14 protein-coding genes are annotated in these 16,423 nt (G+C 31.2%); 1 reads left to right on the plus strand and 13 read right to left on the minus strand.

Annotated features, from left to right (window positions below):
• Positions 1-16: 16 nt before the first annotated feature.
• From fsa to JL105_RS08405, 6 genes are all read right to left on the minus strand, one after another.
• Entirely contained in the window at positions 17-661 is a 645-nt protein-coding gene (gene fsa, locus JL105_RS08380; protein ID WP_132028146.1) for a fructose-6-phosphate aldolase, read from the minus strand.
• A 55-nt stretch (positions 662-716) separates the two neighbouring features.
• Positions 717-1,568, minus strand: a complete 852-nt coding sequence (locus JL105_RS08385; protein WP_132028148.1) for a class II fructose-1,6-bisphosphate aldolase — start codon at positions 1,566-1,568, stop codon at positions 717-719.
• Positions 1,569-1,609: 41 nt separating this feature from the next.
• On the minus strand, positions 1,610-2,245 hold the full coding sequence (locus JL105_RS08390; RefSeq protein WP_132028150.1) for a hypothetical protein: 636 nt from the start codon (positions 2,243-2,245) through the stop codon (positions 1,610-1,612).
• Between the two features lie 124 nt (positions 2,246-2,369).
• Positions 2,370-3,188 carry a 3-keto-5-aminohexanoate cleavage enzyme gene (kce, locus tag JL105_RS08395; RefSeq protein ID WP_132028152.1) on the minus strand — a complete coding sequence of 273 codons (819 nt, stop codon included), beginning with the start codon at positions 3,186-3,188 and terminating at the stop codon, positions 2,370-2,372.
• A gap of 10 nt (positions 3,189-3,198) precedes the next feature.
• A complete protein-coding gene (gene kal, locus JL105_RS08400; RefSeq protein WP_132028154.1) occupies positions 3,199-3,582 on the minus strand; it encodes a 3-aminobutyryl-CoA ammonia lyase in 384 nt (127 codons plus the stop codon).
• A 135-nt stretch (positions 3,583-3,717) separates the two neighbouring features.
• Positions 3,718-5,028 (minus strand): S8 family peptidase, encoded by a 1,311-nt coding sequence (locus JL105_RS08405; protein WP_132028156.1) that lies wholly within the window; start codon positions 5,026-5,028, stop codon positions 3,718-3,720.
• 277 nt (positions 5,029-5,305) lie between these two features.
• On the opposite strand from JL105_RS08405, the gene JL105_RS08410 reads away from it, so the two are divergent.
• A complete protein-coding gene (locus tag JL105_RS08410; RefSeq protein ID WP_132027387.1) occupies positions 5,306-6,229 on the plus strand; it encodes a helix-turn-helix domain-containing protein in 924 nt (307 codons plus the stop codon).
• A 2-nt stretch (positions 6,230-6,231) separates the two neighbouring features.
• On the opposite strand, the gene JL105_RS08415 is transcribed toward JL105_RS08410, so the two are convergent.
• The 7 genes from JL105_RS08415 to JL105_RS08445 all read right to left on the minus strand — a co-directional run bounded on the left by JL105_RS08415 (position 6,232) and on the right by JL105_RS08445 (position 16,387).
• Complete coding sequence (locus tag JL105_RS08415; RefSeq protein ID WP_158280004.1) at positions 6,232-6,402, minus strand: hypothetical protein; 171 nt, start codon at positions 6,400-6,402, stop codon at positions 6,232-6,234.
• A gap of 379 nt (positions 6,403-6,781) precedes the next feature.
• A complete protein-coding gene (locus tag JL105_RS08420) occupies positions 6,782-7,405 on the minus strand; it encodes an ABC transporter ATP-binding protein (protein WP_132027389.1) in 624 nt (207 codons plus the stop codon).
• A gap of 17 nt (positions 7,406-7,422) precedes the next feature.
• Positions 7,423-9,426 (minus strand): DUF6619 domain-containing protein, encoded by a 2,004-nt coding sequence (locus tag JL105_RS08425; RefSeq protein WP_132027391.1) that lies wholly within the window; start codon positions 9,424-9,426, stop codon positions 7,423-7,425.
• A 237-nt stretch (positions 9,427-9,663) separates the two neighbouring features.
• Positions 9,664-10,236 (minus strand): TetR/AcrR family transcriptional regulator, encoded by a 573-nt coding sequence (locus tag JL105_RS08430; protein ID WP_132027393.1) that lies wholly within the window; start codon positions 10,234-10,236, stop codon positions 9,664-9,666.
• Positions 10,236-13,955: an efflux RND transporter permease subunit gene (locus tag JL105_RS08435; RefSeq protein WP_132027395.1), complete on the minus strand. Its 3,720-nt coding sequence runs from the start codon at positions 13,953-13,955 to the stop codon at positions 10,236-10,238. The genes JL105_RS08430 and JL105_RS08435 overlap by 1 nt, the downstream gene beginning before the upstream one ends.
• A 123-nt stretch (positions 13,956-14,078) precedes the next feature.
• The gene (locus JL105_RS08440; protein WP_132027397.1) at positions 14,079-14,759 is read right to left on the minus strand and encodes a phosphoribosylaminoimidazolesuccinocarboxamide synthase; all 681 of its coding nucleotides are present in this window, start codon (positions 14,757-14,759) and stop codon (positions 14,079-14,081) included.
• A gap of 14 nt (positions 14,760-14,773) precedes the next feature.
• Positions 14,774-16,387 (minus strand): CTP synthase, encoded by a 1,614-nt coding sequence (locus JL105_RS08445; RefSeq protein WP_132027399.1) that lies wholly within the window; start codon positions 16,385-16,387, stop codon positions 14,774-14,776.
• Between the last annotated feature and the right edge of the window lie 36 nt (positions 16,388-16,423).

Raw genomic sequence — 16,423 nt, forward strand, 5'->3', positions numbered from 1 at the left:
TATAACATGAACACTTTTATTTATTCAATTCTTCCCAATCCTTCAAAAATTTATCAATACCTATATCTGTCAATGGATGGGATAACATTTGAACAAATACATTATAGGGTATAGTGGCTATATGAGCCCCTGCTTTGGCTGCCTCTATTACATGAACAGGATGTCTTATACTGGCAGCAATTACATTAGTATTTATACCATGTAAAGTAAATATATCTACAATATCCTTAACTACATATATGCCCTCATTTCCTATATCATCTAATCTCCCTATAAATGGGCTCACATAATCAGCCCCTGCTCTAGCAGCTAATAGAGCTTGATTTGGTGAAAATATCAAAGTTACATTGGTTTTTATTCCTTCCTTTGACAGTATCTTAACAGCTTTTAAGCCATCTTTAGTCATAGGAATTTTTATAACTATATTAGGATGAATACTTGCTAATGCTCTAGCTTCTTCTAACATTCCTTCCCATTTTAAAGATATAACTTCTGCACTTATAGGTCCATCTACTATACCTGTTATTTCCTTCAACACTTCTTTAAAGTCTCTACCTTCTTTGGCTATCAGTGATGGATTAGTAGTTACACCACATATAACTCCCCATTGGTTTATTTCCTTTATTTCATCAATATTTGCTGTATCAATGAATAGTTTCAATATATCAATCTCCTTTCTCAATGGAATAGGCGACCTAGACGGTCGCCTCTAAGTTCTAAGCTCTTCCTGCTGAACCAAACAACTTCATCTTCTCTACTACTGCTTCCTTCATAGCTTCTCTAGCTGGTCCTAGTATTTTTCTTGGATCAATATTATCTGGGTTTTTCTCTAAAAAGTCTTTAATAGCATTGGTAAAAGCTACCCTTAAATCAGTGTCAATATTTATCTTATTTATTCCAAGGGATACAGCTTTTTTAATGCTTTCATCTGGTACTCCACTGGAGCCATGTAATACCAATGGAATATTTGTTATTTCCTTAATTTCTTTTATCCTATCAAAGTCCAGTTTTGGTTCCCCTTTGTATAATCCATGAGCTGTTCCCACTGCTATAGCCAATGAGTCTACATTGGTTTCCTCTACAAATTTTTTAGCTTCTTCTGGATCTGTAAAGGTTGCTTCCCTTTCATCAACAGTAACATTGTCCTCCGTTCCGCCAATTTTACCTAATTCTGCCTCTACAGATACTCCAACAGCATGAGCCACTTCTACTACTTTTTTAGTTATTGCAACATTTTCTTCAAATTCAAATCTAGAACCATCTATCATTACAGAAGTAAATCCATGTCTTATACACAGCATCACTTGATCAAAATCCGTACCATGATCTAGATGAAGAGCTACTGGAACTTTCGCATTTCGTGCTGCTACTTTGCCCAGTGCTGCTATGTATTCAATCCCTGCATATTTTAATCCTCCTTGACTAGCTTGAAGAATTACAGGGGAATTAGTTTCCTCTGCTGCTTCTATTATAGCTTGAACTATTTCCATATTATTTACATTAAATGCTCCTACTGCATAATTATTCTTATGAGCATCTTCTAATATCTCTTTACCAGTAACTAACATTTATAAGCCTCCTTTTATTAATACTTGCATATACTTATTTATTACCTGCCCTGTTTCTTAATATTTCTGTTCTTTTCATTTATAGAGTCTAGACAGGTAATGTTATGCTCTCTAAGTTCTATTTTATCCCTTCTTAACAGAATACTCAAGTCCTCATCTGTTTCTGCAAATATAATATTTATGCTATTGCAATTTTTACATTTTAACTCAATTCTATCTGAAAAAATTTCTATACTTATATTTGAATTTCCACAATTGCAATTTATTCTATTGTGCTTATCCAAAAAATATACTTGCTTCAATGCCTTTCCTAAAACTTCAAAATTACTAAAACAATCTTTACATAAATCTTGTTTTTCCAACAATATTTTTTTAGCAGATTCTTTATCTCCTATAAAGCATATTTGAGAACCTTGATAACAATGTATGTTGTTATTCCTCAATATATCCATAAGCCCTATATGATATATATGCTTATCACTGCAATTAAAACAATTCAATTCTATCCTTATATCTTTATTATTTTCTCTACTAATATATACATTATTTGCTCCACATTCACATGTATATTTAATACCACTCTTTTTCATAGCTTGAAATAAATTTACTTCATATGTCCTTATTCTACCACAAAATTGACATCTGACAATTAAGGATTTTAAGCCACAAATAATCATATATTTCCCCTCCTTGGTAAAATTATTCTACATAAAAACTTAAAATCCTTCTAGATGTCAAAAATTTATGTAAAAAATAATAGAAGATTGATTTTTTTTAATCAATCTTCTATATAATCTACTTTTATTTCTTTTTAAGTCCTAATATTTCTCTTGCTTCGTCAGGAGTTGCTATTTCTCTACCTAATTCTTTTGCTATTCTAACTACTTTTTCTACCAACTCTCCATTGGATTTAGCTAAAACCCCTTTAGATAGATAAACATTATCCTCAAATCCAACACGGACATGTCCTCCCATGGCTATGCCCATAGCTGCCATTGGCATCTCATATCTTCCAACCCCAGCTACAGTCCATGTAGAGCCAGCAGGTATACTATCCACCATAAAAGCTAAGTCCCTTCCTGTTGCTGCCATTTGTACTCCTAACACAAAGTCAAAATGCATAGGCTCCAGTATGTAACCTTCTTTAGCATATCTAATAGCATAATCTATCATACCTTTATCAAATACTTCTATTTCTGGTTTAACATTTTTTTCATTCATTACTTTAGCAAAATTCTTTATGGTGTTTTCAGTATTAACAAATATTTCATCTCCACCAAAATTTAAAGTTCCACAGTCTAATGTAGCCATTTCAGGAAGAAGTTCTACAGGTTGCAATCTTTCCTCATCAGACATTCCCACTGCTCCTCCAGTGGAAGGTTGTATTATTACATCAGGGCATCTCTTTTTTATCTCTTCCATACAAACTCTAAATCTTTCCTTATCTTGAGTAGGAGTTCCATCATCTTCCCTTACATGAAGATGTATAATACTTGCTCCTGCTTTATAAGCAGCTTCTGCTTCCCTTCCTATCTCCTCTACTGTATAAGGTACATTTGGATTGTTTTCCTTTGTAACCTCAGCACCACATATAGCTGCAGTAATAATTAATTTTTCCATGAAATCCCTCCTATTTCCTCATTTTATCCTTTGGAACAACACAAACTCCCTCAGCCCTACAGACTACCACAGGTTCTTCTAACACATCACAAGCAGAATCATTAATATCTGGTCGTGGAGTTATAACCTTTCTTGCTTCAAATTTCATCTTTCTAGATGTATTACCTACTTCTGTAATCTCACCTATTGCTTCTATAAAATCACCAGCATAAACAGGTGCTAAAAATTCCACATTATCATATGCTACAAATAAGCCCTCGTCCCCATCATGACGTATGAGTAATTCTGTAGCCACATCTCCAAATAACTGTAGCATCTTCGCACCATCTACCAAATTTCCACCATAATGAGCATCGCTAGTACTCATTCTAATTCTAATCATAGCTTTTTCCATAAAATCCCTCCAATTCAAATTCGATCGTCTATATTATAACATATATAAATAGCTTAATCCATAAAATATAATAAGTATAAAAAACGGTGCCAGGCACCGTTTTTTATACTTATTATCCTCTATTTATAGTGTTTTTTATAAACCTGCAGCTGCTTTAACTGCTTCATAGGCATTCACTATGCCATAACCATAATAGTAGCTATCACCTGCATATTGTGCAGTTCTTCTTATTATACTTCTTGCATTATTTACAGAAAGATATCTATTAGCTGACCTCATTAATCCTGCTACTCCTGCTACGTGAGGGCTTGCCATTGAAGTACCAGACATATATTGATATCTATTGCCAGGAACTGTACTATATACATTCACTCCTGGTGCCATGACATCTAGGCCTGTCCCATAATTAGAAAAACTTGCTCTTCTACCATATGAATCTACAGCTCCTACTGCTATTACACCATCATATGCTGCAGGATAACTAATTCTAGATGCAGATTCATTACCGCTAGCTGCTACTATGATAACACCTTTTGACATTGCTGTTTGACATGCATTATCAAATGCTTGTACATATCCTCCGCCACCTAATGACATATTAATTACATCAGCTCCTACATTAGCTGCATGTAATATACCTTCAATTATCCCATAAACTGATCCACTACCATTATCGCCTAATACTTTTACTGGTATTAAAGTACCTTGTTTCATAACTCCTGATACTATACCATAACTAGCTATTGTTCCTGCTACGTGAGTACCATGACCAGCTCTATCCATAAAATCTGAACTATTAGAAGTTGTAAAGTTTTTCCCTAACCTTGTGTCAACATAGTTTCTTAAACTTTGGTGATTATAGTCAATTCCAGTATCTACTACAGCTATTTTTACACTCATACTACCTGGAGTAATAGTCCAAGCTTGTGGTACTTTAATCATTTCATACTGCCATCTTTGATTATTGTGAATATCATAAATTTGAAGTTCCTCATCTTCTACTACTTCTTCTATTGCATGTACTACATAGTTTGGCTCAATCTGAGCTACTTCTAAACCATTATCTTCTATTATTTCTTTTAAAGCTTCTATTGCTTCTTCTTGTGTTTCGTACTTATTCATTGGATATTCTACTAAATAAACATAACCCATTTCTTCAATTACAGTTTCTTTAAAATCATCGACACTTCTAAGTTGTAAACCTTCACTATCATCAAAATTTTCTAAAAGTGATTTTTTTACGATAAAATCTTCTTCATTAATAGCAGAAATATGTTGATCTACAATGTCTTCTGCACTTTGAACCGTACAAATATCCCCCCGGATTGAAACAATTAATTCTCCTGGAACACATTCCATATCTTCTGTTTCTCCTTTTGCCATAACAGGAACGCCCATCAATACTACTAATACTAAAACCATCGTTAAACTTAATATTCTTTTCATTACTCCCTTTTCCCCCTTTTTTTATTTTTTTATTCTCTGATAATATGCTAACAGTACTTCCCAAATTCACCTCCTTTCTTATTATGTATGTTTTTTAAAATATTCAATTAATATTTTATTTTTTGCTATTTTACTCATTTTACAATATATTTATATATATTTTACAAATACTTTACATACTACTCGTCCAGTTATATAATAAAATTATAGTAAGATCGTTTTAATCTAGTGACTTAAATTGAGTATGACAAATATTATTATTAAGGAGTTGAGATCTTTGTACTATGATCTTAAAAGCTTTGGAGCAGAAGTACGTAACATCAGAAATAATTTAGAACTTACTCAAAGTACTGTTAGTGAACTTTCTGATATTCATGTAGATACCATAAGAAAAATTGAAAATGGTAAAGTACTTCCTACACAGGAAACTTTAGATTTACTATCCCCTGTATTGAAAAAAGATTTAAATGCACTTCTTCTTGAACATAGATTGCATGATTATCATGCTTTTGAAGAAGTAAAAAATAGATTAGAATCTAAGCTTGATAAAGGTGAATTTGAAACCTTATCTATAGAATTAGAGGACTTAAAGGCTCTGCTTGATAATACTCTGCACCCTTATTTTATAAATTCAATATATCAACTAATATTAATGACAGAAGCTATAATATTTAGGCATAAGCATGAGGATCCTCTTACAGCTTTAAATAAACTAGTAGATGCTATGAAAGTGACTACTCCTGATTTTACATTGGACAACTATTCAGATTTTGTATATAATTCCATGGAGTTAAGAATTTTAATGAATATGGCCTTAATGATAAATGAATTACAATCTACAGATAAAAGTTTAGAAATTATGAAATACTGCATAGAATCAGCAAAATCAGCAGAGCCCAATGATAATATTTTCCCCAAAATATGCTACAATTTATCTTATACTTATCATAGATTAGGTAGAGATAAAGAAGCTTTAAAATATTCTAATTTAGGTATAGACTATTGCCTTAAAAATAGAAATTATAGTGGATTAAATCTTTTGTATTTTAGAAGAGGTATTGCTGAATATTTTCTTAAGCATGATAATTATAAAGATTCTTTAAAAAAAGCTGTATATTTTGCTGAAATGTTAGGGCATTATGAGTTAAGAGACTTATTTATATCTAATTGCAAAAAGTACTATAACATAGATATATTATGATATTATATTATATATTTCCCATCATAGCTATACCACTCAATTGTATCATCATCATCTCTTACAGCACCTTTACCAACTGCTAGTTTATCATCTTGTACAATACCTTCTTGTATACTGTATCCTCCAAATAGTACTGCAGTAACAATTGCCATTACCAATAAAAATCTTTTCATCTTTTCCCCTCCTCTCAATTTCTTATCTTTATCTATTAGTATTATACAACATAAATAAACATAAATAAACCAGATTCAAATCTGGAAAATAAGTATAAAAAATTATAAAACCTTGTAATATAATTAATTGGAATAGATTTATTTCGTTTAAAAATTATAGCTGATGAAACCATTCTTTAATTTTTACAATAATAAAAAAGAGCCTGGAACTCAGACTCTTAAACATATATTATGATTTTATTAAAAAACGGTGCCAAACACCGTTTTTTATACTTATTCATTAATTCACTTATTGTTACTATTATAGTAATGATTAAACTTAAAAGTACAATCCTTTTTAGACAAATTTTTACTAAACAATTTATATTAAACTATTTTTTTATATTTTTCCCATATTTATTACACTATTGCAAATCATTGATAGCCTTTCATCATGTGTGGCTAATATAACAATAGCTCCTTCATTTACACAACTCTTTAATAAATCTATTATAATTTCTCTATTTTTTGCATCTAATGAAGCAGTTGGTTCATCTGCAAAAATAAATTTTGCCTTTTTATACAATGCTCTTGCAATTCCAAGCCTCTGTTTTTCTCCACCAGACAGTACAGACGCTTGTGTATCTATTTTATTTATTAATCCAACTTGTTTTAATATTTCACTTATTTCTTTATCATTCTTTTGCTTATTTGAAAATGTAATGTTATACCTAACATTTTCATCTTCAATGATTCCATAATCTTGATAAATAAATGCTGCTTGCTTTTGCCAAAAATCTATTCTTTCTTTTTCGGTTAAATTCGAACAATCTTTCCCATTAATTAATATTGCTCCATTCGAAATTTTCTGTATTAAACCCAGACAATTTAATAAAGAAGTTTTTCCACATCCTGATGGTCCTGTTATTGCTACCATTTGTGGACCTTCTATTGTAAAACTTATATTTTCAAATATAACGTGACCTTTTATATTTAAAGATATTTCTTTAGCCTCTATTTTCACTAATATTCTACCTCCAATCACTCTCTATGTACACTCTTTTCAAAAACTACTTTTGAATGCAATCTATATGCTAAGCGAACAAATATTGTATATAAAATTAAAGTACTTAACCCAACTAAAGATGTTGTACGTATATCAACTCTCCTAATCTGATAGCATATGACTGAACCAAGAAAAATAGCTAAACCTGTATATAAAAAATCTTTTCTAAGATCAGGCTTTGCTATGTCCATATATGATACTCCATTTGTGAGCATAACATATATTTTCTTTTTATTTTCATTTGCCCATAACTGTGCTCCAAAAATTCCTGTAAATATTACTGTAACTAAAAGTGTCAAGCTTGCTACTATATAATCCACTACTTGAGTTTTAAATTTTTGTGCCGTTTGTAAAGCCAAATCAGCTATACCATCAACAGAAATTACCAAAGGTTTTAATGGACTATTTTGTAAGTGTTTATCTAGTATTGATCTATTTGAAAAAACAATATTTCCAGTAGATAAAGCAGGTATTACAAAGCCTTTAATATTTAATTCATCAGCAGGATTTTCTATTAATATTACTAAAGGATTTTCAGCTTGTAAGGTTGCATCCATTTTACCTGGATTGGGAGCTAATGCAAGAAATTTATCTCCTTCAAAAGTATAATATTTTAAGTTTTGTGTATTTAATTTTTCTTCATTTATCAACAATGGCATTTGCCTTTCCACAAAATCTTTCAGTTCAAAATCAATATCATCAAGTTTAATCTCTCTTAACACACCATTCTCTTCTTTTTTTCCTATGCCAACTCCCATATTATCAATCCATGATTTATCTGTTATAATCAAGTGATCAAAACCTGATTTCTGTAGTTCGCTAGATATTTCTATACTTTGATCAATTGCCATTGACACACTTAGACTATTTTCATTTTGCATATTTCTTAAAAACTCCTGAACTTGTATAATATTTTCGTCAGTAAATAATTCATCAAGATTTGAAAATGTTAATCTAAAGCTTTTACTCATCTTGTCCCAAAAGAAATGTTCATTTGCCATTTTGCTTGTAATAACTGCAGATGTAACCGTCATTGGTATTACTATTAAAGCAAACAATACAGTTAATATTTTCAAAGTTGTTCCCAATGTTTTAAATCTCTTTAAAGGTATTTCTCTATTTGCTATATGACTTGCTTTTGGCTCCACAATAACTGAAATCAACGCACTTATACCAATTATAAACATTAGTTCAAAAATTACATTTAACATAGTAGGTTTTATGATTAAATTTATTTGCTCAACACCTCTTGTAAATGCATAGTAAAATGTCATTATTATACTTCCAATTATACTACCAATCAAGGAATTTTGTAATACAAATTTAACATCATCTCTTATAATATCAATTCGTTTAACTCCTGCTAATAACTTAATTGATCTTTCCTTGGATTTCATCAAAAAGTATGATAATAACACTACTAATAAAAAAACATTAGCAATCAAAAAAGAATTTCCTATTGGGTTACTCATAAAATTACCATAAATTTTCTTTATTGTATTTTGTTTTTCAAAAAATGTTGCTTTTATTTGATTCTTTTCTGCCCATTCCTTTAATGACTCCAACAAATCATGATTATTAGAAACATGGTATGTTCCGGAAAGTGTCATTTCCTCCATTTTGGTAGAGTGTATCAATCTTCCATTTACTCCTTTAGATAGCCATCTAATCTCATCTTGATTTATAATGATATTATTAGATACTGGTTTTTTATCTCCAAACCAAATAATATTTTGATTATTATTAGCATTTTCTTTATCAACAACAATTTTATATATTTCGCCACCACTATTTTTACTAATATTATTTAATTCTTCAATAAGAGTACGTTTAGGAGTTTTTGTATCAGCAGTATTTAAATTCATAACAATTTCAGCTTTAAAAGGCTCTCCTCTTTGATTGAATTCTAGTGATTTAACTGTTAAAGCAAAAACCAATGCAGTAATAAAAACAACACTCATACTAAACACTTTTTTCATAATATCACCTCTATCTTTCAATATGATTTTAGAAGAGATAGACTAAAATGAAAACCTTATTCAATAATTTATATTTTTATCTAATCTAATAAAACAAACTCCCATTCTAGTTAGAATTTTTTTAAAATTTATTCTATAATTAAACACATTTTATTCCATTTTTATCATAAAATCAACCTAACTTTGAATTTATAAGGAATAAGTATAAAAAACGGTGCCTGGCACCGTTTTTTATACTTATTTCAATCCTCTTAGTATTGTATCTATTAACCCCTTGGGATCTATTTTATTTAATTTTTCTCTTCCATAGCAAATTTTCTCTCCATAAAATTTCCCTATGGAACCTATTATTATAATGGATGCCAAGTGAGGATCTAAATCATCCCTTAGTTCTCCTTTGCTAATAGCATTTTTTACAGCATTTTTCACTCTATTAAATAGTCGAGTTTTTTCCTTTATGAGTTCTCTTACCAATTCCTTGGAAAACACTTCTCTTTCCATCACTATTATTTGAGTTATATCTATATATTTGCTTAAATACTTCCCATGAAATTGACATAATACATGTAATCTTTCCTCCAATGCCCCTTCTATATTTAATGCCTTGTCTAGTCCCTTTTCATATTCTTCTATTGCATGTTTTATCATCTCATAAAATAGTGCTTCTTTGCTATCAAAATAACTATATATAGTACCTTTCCCTATTCCTGCTTTTTTGGCAATATCCTCCATCTTAGCTCCATAATAACCATATCTTGAAAAAATCTCTGTGGCTGCATCTAATATTTCTTTTCTTCTTTTTTCTACCATTAGTTCTCACCTTCTACTGGAACAGGACCTCCATCTGGATCATCCTTGTTTAATAAGTGATACATTATTGGCACTACAAACAATGTAAGAACTGTAGCATATACTAGTCCTCCTATGGACACTATAGCAAGGGGCTGTAACATCTCTGAACCTGTTCCTACTCCTGCTGATAAAGTAGATAATCCAAATATAGTGGTAATAGCTGTCATAAGTATTGGTCTCATACGAGTTTTTCCTGCTAATACTAGAGCTTCTGTTTTATCATATCCTCTATCTCTCAACTGATTAGTATAGTCTATAAATACTATACCATTGTTTACTACTATACCACTTAATACCAAGAATCCTAACATAGCAATTAAACTAATTTCATATCCTGTAATGATTAATGCAAGCATTCCTCCAGTAAATGCTAAAGGTATGGTAAATAGTATTATAAATGGCGAAAGTAATGATTGAAATTGTGCTACCATTATAAGATATATAAGCACAATGGCTAAAAGTATCATCTTAGTTAAATCCCATAAAGATTCATCTATTCTTTCTTTTTCTCCTGTTAGTTCAACTGTATATCCTTCTGGTATGGAATAGTCCTTTAGTTTCTTTTCAAAATCACTACTTACAAGACCTATATTATAGTCTACATCTAATTCTCCCTTAACAGTTATATATCTTTCTTGAGAATCCCTTCTTATGGATGATAAACCTTGAGCTTCAGTAATAGTTGCAATATCTTCTAATTTTACTTCTACTTCTTCTTCACCTTTTTTACCTTTAATGGTTAAATCCTTTAAGTCCTCTTTGGTAATATCTTCATGTTTCTTATTCACCACTATTACTGGATAATCCTTATTTTTTGTAGATAAAGTAGTGGAAACTTCTTCCTTCCCTATTATGGAATTAATATGGGAAAATACTTGGGCTACAGTTAATCCATTTTCCATAGACTTTTCCTTATCTACTACAATTCTAATCTCTTCTAAATCTTCCTCTATTCCATCATCTACTTCCACTATCCCTTCTGTTTCCTTAAGTAGCTTTGCTATATCCTTAGCTATATCCTGTAATGTATCCATGTCTTTACCTTTTATCATTACTTCTATTCCTGAACCAGCAATTGATATATCCATTCCACTTGCACTTACAGTTACAGTACAATCTAAATCCTTAGTTGCATCAAGTATCTTTTTCTTCACTTCATCATTACTTATATCTTTATCTTCATCTAATAATAGATAGAAGGATATGGAATCTCCATTGCTCTGTCCTCCTATTCCTCCCATGGCTTCACTATGAAATGCCCCTATGGTTTCAATTTCTTCTATTCCAAGTAGTTTCTCCGTTACAGCATCTGCCATATCTCTAGCTTCATTCGTGCTAACGCCCTTTGGCATCTCTACAGTCATACCCATTTGAGGTGCATCCATCTCTGGTATAAATGAGGTCCCCATGGAAAATCCTCCAAACATGCTACCTACAAATAAAACAGCTACAATAATCATTATAATCCCTCTATGATTTAATGCACCTCTAAGCAATTTTTCATAGCCATTTTTAAAGTTTTCAAATTTATGCCTTTCTTTTCCATTAACTTCCTTTAGCATACCTGATGCCATAGTAGGTACCAGTGTGAGAGCCACTAATAAACTTGCTAGTAAAGAATAAGCTATAGTAAGCCCCATATCTACAAATAATTGACGGGATATGCCTTCAACAAACACTATAGGTAAAAACACACATGCAGTGGTAAGAGTGGATATAGTAATAGCACCTGAAATCTCCCTTGCTCCTTCTATGGCAGCTTCTATTATTCCCATATTTTCTTCTTGTCTTAAACGATATATATTTTCTATTACTACTATAGAGTTATCTACCAGCATTCCCACGCCTAGAGCCAATCCAGCTAAAGAAATTACATTTATTGAAACTCCAGTAAAGTACATCATTGCAATTGCAAATATTATACTTATAGGGATGGATACAGCTATTATAAATGTAGGTCTTATGTCCCTTAAGAATAATATAAGGACTACTATGGCTAATATTCCGCCATATATTATGTTTTTAAGCACTGATTCTATGACCATATCTATATATATTCCTTGGTCCATTAGGTTAGTAAAGGTTACATCTTCATGCTCTTTAGTTAATTCATCCATTTTATCTCTAATAGCATTAGCTATATCTGATGTTAAAAATGTACTTTGCTTTTGTATTGACAATATTACTGCATCATTTCCATTTACTTTAGCATATACATCTTCTGCATTATCTTTCATATATACATCTGCTACATCTTTTAAATAAATTTTACCTATTACATCTTCTCCTGTATCAAATAACAATAAATTCTCCATTTCAGATACATCTTCTATTTTATCCCCTACTTTAACCAACTTCTTTGTTCCTTCTTCATCAGTTATATAACCTGCTGGCATGGAAAAGTTTTGTGCTGATAATATTTTAGATATCATATCAGTAGTTAATGCACCTTCTAAGGAGGCTTTTTTAAATGCTTCTTCTTTTGCCTTTTCAAATTCTTCTAGCTTTTCATTTAATTCCTTCTCTCCACTTTCAAGCTTATTTCTTGCTTTATCCATTTCTACAGTTAGCTGAATTTTCCCTGTCTTTATATCTTGTTCCTTGCTAGCCAATTCAGCTTTTTTAGATTTAAGGTTTTCTTCTTCTTTTTCTAATTCTATAAGTTTAGCTTGAACTTGTTCTAGCCCTTTAGTAGTTTCAATTTTCTTTTGGGATATTATGTCTAAATTTTTCCTTATCTCCTCTAATTTTATTTTATCTTCTTCTCGCATTTTATCCCCTAGAGATAATAAAGCTTCTTCCTGAGCTTTTAATGCTTTTTCTTTCTCCTCTATTTCCTTTAATCCTTTATTTAATTCATCTCTAGTTTTTATAAGTTCTCTTTTCCCAGAAGATATTTTAGATTCTGCCGATGCTATTTTTTGTTTGGCCGACTTTATTTGTTCTTCTCCTTGAGTTAGTTGACCCATATGCTTTGATTCTTCTGATTCTAATTTTCTTTTGCCTTCTTCAATTTCCCTTTGAGCTTTTGTTAATTGTTCTTCTGCTTGGGCTAATTCTGAGTCTACTGCTTCTAATATCTTTTTATTTATTTCCTCTATTTTTCCCTCATCTAATGCCACTTCAATTTTTTCTTCTAACAGTCCTATACCTGTTACAGATGCTACTCCATTTATGCTTTCCAGTTCAGGAATTATTTCTTCATTTACCAATTGTGATATTTCTACTATATCTGAATCTTTTACATCTACTGCTGATATCATAACTGGTAGCATTTCTGGATTTAGTTTCATTAACATAGGTGAACCTATATTATAATCATTCCATGCAGGTTTAACTAAATCCAACATGCTATTTATCTCTATTGTGGCTGAGTCCATATTGGTATCACTGTTAAACTCCAATATGACAACAGATGCATTTTCTTTAGATATAGAGCTTACATTCTTAATATTATTGACTGTAGCAACAGATTGCTCTATAGGTTTTGTTACTATCATCTCTACTTCTTCTGGACTTGCCCCAGGATATGTGGTCATTATAACTATGTAGGGCAAATCTATACTGGGAAGTAAATCCGTATCCAAATTCATAAAGGACATAACTCCTAAAATCAATACAGCAATTACTGCAACGACAATTGTATAAGGTTTTTTTACGCTAAATTTTGATAACATGTTTTCCCCTCTTTCCCATTTATATTTTGACTGACTGGTCAGTCGACCTACTTAGTAAGTATAAAACACCTTCATAATATTGTCAATATGAAAAGGTATGGTTACTGTTAACCATACCTAATATTAATCATTGAGTATCAATTTTTCCAATTCTAAAGGTTCAATATATTTTCCATCTTTGTAAGCTCTCATGTTTCCTCCAGAAATCTCGTCTATTAATACAATTTCATCTCCAATTTTACCAAATTCCAGTTTAATATCATATAATTCTATACCTTTTTTAGCTAATTCCTCTTTAACTATATTGCTAATTTTTATAGTCAATTCCTTTAAAGTTTCATACTCATCATGAGTCAATATTCCCAACATACATAAGGCATCTTCAGTAATGAGTGGATCATTTCTTTCATCATCCTTAATAGTAACCTCCACTAATGCATCTAAGGGTTGCCCTTCCTTAGCATACATTCCATACCGGCGTAAAAAGCTTCCCACAGCTCTATACCGACAAATCATTTCTAATCCATTCCCAAATACCTTTGCTGGTTTTACAGTCATAGTTGCTTCTTCAACATCTGCATCTATATAATGAGTGGGAATTCCTTTTTCTTCTAATAATTCAAAGAAATATTTAGATAATTTAAGGGCTGAACGTCCTGCTCCTTCAATAGTAAGTCCCACCTTGTTGGCTCCTGGATCAAATACTCCATCCTCCCCTGTTACATCATCCTTAAATTTTAAAAGGTAATTTCCATTTTCTAATTTATAAACATCTTTTGTCTTACCCTTATTTACTAATTCCATAAAACCATCTCCTTCTAATTATCGTTAGATTTATGCTTATACTTTATACACGCTCTAATAAAATCTTTAAATAAAGGATGAGCCTTAGTAGGTCTAGACTTAAATTCTGGATGAAATTGGCAACCTATAAACCAAGGGTGATTCTTTAATTCTATTATTTCTACCAATCTTTCATCAGGAGATAACCCAGATATATTAAGTCCTTTATTTTCTACTTTCTCCCTATATTTATTATTAAACTCATATTTATGCCTGTGTCTTTCATATATTAATTCTTCACCATATATTTTTTCTGCTAAACTTCCTTTTTTAAGCTTACATGGATATAAACCTAGTCTCATAGTTCCATTTTCCTCATCTCTTTCTTCAGGCATTAAATCCACTACTGGATAAGGGGTATTGGGATCTATTTCAGTACTATGGGCATCTTTTAATCCTAATACATTCCTGGCAAATTCTACCACTGCTAGTTGCATGCCTAAACATATACCAAAATAAGGTATATTATTTTCCCTAGCATATTTTACAGCGGAAATCTTCCCTTCAACTCCTCTATCTCCAAAACCTCCTGGCACAAGTATTCCATCTACATCTCCTAATATATTTTCTGCATTATCATTATGAATATCCTCTGCATGAACCCATTTTATTTCAACATCTACATCGTTATATATGCCTCCATGACGCAAAGATTCAGCTACTGATAAATAAGCATCTTTTAACTCTACATATTTTCCAACTAATCCTACTACTACTTTATCTTTAGACTTCTTTATCCTTTCCACCATATTGATCCATTCAGTTAAATCCAACTCATCACACTTTAAATTTAAATGTTCTATTACCAATTGGGGAAGTCCCTCTTCCTCCAGCATCAATGGTATTTCATATATGGATTCTGAATCCCTGTTTTCAATTACCTCTCTTGGATCCAAATCGCAAAATAGAGCAATTTTATCCTTTAAATCTTGAGATAGAGGCATTTCCGTTCTACATATAAGTACATCTGGTTGTATACCTATGCTTCTTAATTCCTTAACACTATGTTGGGTAGGCTTAGTTTTAAGTTCTCCTGCTTTAGATAAATAAGGTACCAATGTTACATGGATATACATTACATTTTCTTTACCTACATCATTTTTTATTTGCCTAATAGCTTCTAGGAAAGGTAATGATTCTATATCTCCAACAGTACCTCCAATTTCAGTAATAACTACATCTACTTCACTATCCTTTGCAACTCTTTTTATCCTATCCTTTATTTCATTAGTAATATGGGGAATTACTTGTACCGTTCTACCATCATATTCTCCTCTTCTTTCTTTATTCAGTACTGACCAATATATTTTCCCTGTAGTTACATTGCTATTTTTGTTTAAGTTTATATCTATAAATCTTTCATAGTGACCTAAGTCCAAATCTGTCTCTGCACCATCATCGGTAACAAATATTTCTCCATGTTGATATGGACTCATTGTCCCTGGATCCACATTTATATAGGGATCAAATTTTTGAATAGTCACCTTAAGACCTCTACTTTTTAAAAGTTGACCTAAACTGGCTGCAGTAATCCCCTTTCCTAAAGAAGATACAACCCCGCCTGTAACAAATATATACTTTGTGGGCATTTTTCCGAACCTCCTTATATTTCACTATAACTATAA

The sequence above is a fragment of the Keratinibaculum paraultunense genome, assembly GCF_016767175.1.
Taxonomy (GTDB): Bacteria; Bacillota; Clostridia; order Tissierellales; family Tepidimicrobiaceae; genus Keratinibaculum; species Keratinibaculum paraultunense.

What these genes read in the sequence shown, in the direction of transcription:
- JL105_RS08445 (WP_132027399.1), bottom strand. Translation starts at nt 16,387, where the DNA reads ATGCCCACAAAGTATATATTTGTTACAGGCGGGGTTGTATCTTCTTTA.
- kce (WP_132028152.1), bottom strand. Translation starts at nt 3,188, where the DNA reads ATGGAAAAATTAATTATTACTGCAGCTATATGTGGTGCTGAGGTTACA.
- JL105_RS08425 (WP_132027391.1), bottom strand. Translation starts at nt 9,426, where the DNA reads ATGAAAAAAGTGTTTAGTATGAGTGTTGTTTTTATTACTGCATTGGTT.
- JL105_RS08430 (WP_132027393.1), bottom strand. Translation starts at nt 10,236, where the DNA reads ATGGTAGAAAAAAGAAGAAAAGAAATATTAGATGCAGCCACAGAGATT.
- kal (WP_132028154.1), bottom strand. Translation starts at nt 3,582, where the DNA reads ATGGAAAAAGCTATGATTAGAATTAGAATGAGTACTAGCGATGCTCAT.
- JL105_RS08435 (WP_132027395.1), bottom strand. Translation starts at nt 13,955, where the DNA reads ATGTTATCAAAATTTAGCGTAAAAAAACCTTATACAATTGTCGTTGCA.
- JL105_RS08385 (WP_132028148.1), bottom strand. Translation starts at nt 1,568, where the DNA reads ATGTTAGTTACTGGTAAAGAGATATTAGAAGATGCTCATAAGAATAAT.
- JL105_RS08390 (WP_132028150.1), bottom strand. Translation starts at nt 2,245, where the DNA reads ATGATTATTTGTGGCTTAAAATCCTTAATTGTCAGATGTCAATTTTGT.
- JL105_RS08440 (WP_132027397.1), bottom strand. Translation starts at nt 14,759, where the DNA reads ATGGAATTAGTAAATAAGGGTAAGACAAAAGATGTTTATAAATTAGAA.
- JL105_RS08415 (WP_158280004.1), bottom strand. Translation starts at nt 6,402, where the DNA reads ATGAAAAGATTTTTATTGGTAATGGCAATTGTTACTGCAGTACTATTT.
- JL105_RS08405 (WP_132028156.1), bottom strand. Translation starts at nt 5,028, where the DNA reads ATGAAAAGAATATTAAGTTTAACGATGGTTTTAGTATTAGTAGTATTG.